The sequence below is a fragment of the Cohnella rhizoplanae genome (assembly GCF_948329515.1).
Taxonomy (GTDB): Bacteria; Bacillota; Bacilli; order Paenibacillales; family Paenibacillaceae; genus Cohnella; species Cohnella rhizoplanae.
In genome coordinates, this window is record NZ_CAOJCN010000052.1 from 1575 (window position 1) to 2865 (window position 1291).

The 1291-nt window shown below is 53.6% G+C and carries 1 pseudogene and 1 other annotated feature (1 of these 2 running past the window's edge); the pseudogene reads left to right on the forward strand.

What is annotated here, in order from left to right:
* Positions 1 to 1291 (reverse strand) — a sequence feature (most likely nonfunctional fraction of RNA operon) (it extends past both window edges: 1561 nt to the left, 1537 nt to the right).
* A pseudogene (locus tag PQG80_RS28970) lies at positions 922 to 1179 on the forward strand (hypothetical protein); the annotation flags it as partial. It overlaps the preceding feature by 258 nt.

Here is a 1291-nt window from a genome sequence, read left to right on the forward strand (position 1 = left end):
GCTCATAACGGATTACGGTGGTACAGGAATTTCAACCTGTTGTCCTTCGACTACGCCTTTCGGCCTCGCCTTAGGTCCCGACTTACCCTGAGCGGACGAACCTTCCTCAGGAACCCTTAGGCTTTCGGCGGACAGGATTCTCACCTGTCTTTTCGTTACTCATACCGGCATTCTCACTTGAATGCAGTCCACCAGTCCTCACGGTCTGACTTCAACCCGCATTCAACGCTCCCCTACCCAAGACACCTAAGTGTCATGCCATAGCTTCGGTGGTGTGTTTAGCCCCGTTACATTTTCGGCGCAGAGTCACTCGACCAGTGAGCTATTACGCACTCTTTAAATGGTGGCTGCTTCTAAGCCAACATCCTGGTTGTCTTCGCAACTCCACATCCTTTCCCACTTAACACACACTTGGGGACCTTAGCTGATGATCTGGGCTCTTTCCCTCTTGACGACGGATCTTAGCACTCGCCGTCTGACTCCCGAGCATACATCCATGGCATTCGGAGTTTGACTGGACTTGGTAACCCTTGGCGGGCCCCGCACCCAATCAGTGCTCTACCTCCATGATGCTAAATCTCGAGGCTAGCCCTAAAGCTATTTCGGGGAGAACCAGCTATCTCCGAGTTCGATTGGAATTTCTCCCCTACCCCCACGTCATCCCAGAGCTTTTCAACGCTCACGAGTTCGGGCCTCCAGTAAGTGTTACCTCACCTTCACCCTGCACAGGGGTAGATCACCCGGTTTCGGGTCTACGACTACGTACTAAAGCGCCCTATTCAGACTCGCTTTCGCTGCGGCTCCACATTTCCTGCTTAACCTCGCACGTAAACGTAACTCGCCGGTTCATTCTACAAAAGGCACGCCATCACCCCTAGATCGGGCTCTGACTTCTTGTAAGCGCACGGTTTCAGGTTCTATTTCACTCCGCTCCCGCGGTGCTTTTCACCTTTCCCTCACGGTACTGCTTCACTATCGGTCGCCAGGAAGTATTTAGCCTTGGCAGATGGTCCTGCCGGATTCCCACGGGGTTTCACGTGTCCCGCGGTACTCGGGATCCGTCTCGGAGGGAGCAGGCTTTCGGCTACAGGGCTTTTACCTTCTATGCCGGGCCTTTCCAGACCACTTCGCCTAGTCTGCTCCTTTTTTACTCCATGTGAGACGTCCCACAACCCCTGAGAGCAAGCTCTCAGGTTTGGGCTAATCCGCTTTCGCTCGCCGCTACTGACGGAATCACTTTTGTTTTCTTCTCCTCCAGGTACTTAGATGTTTCAGTTCCCTGGGTGTGCCT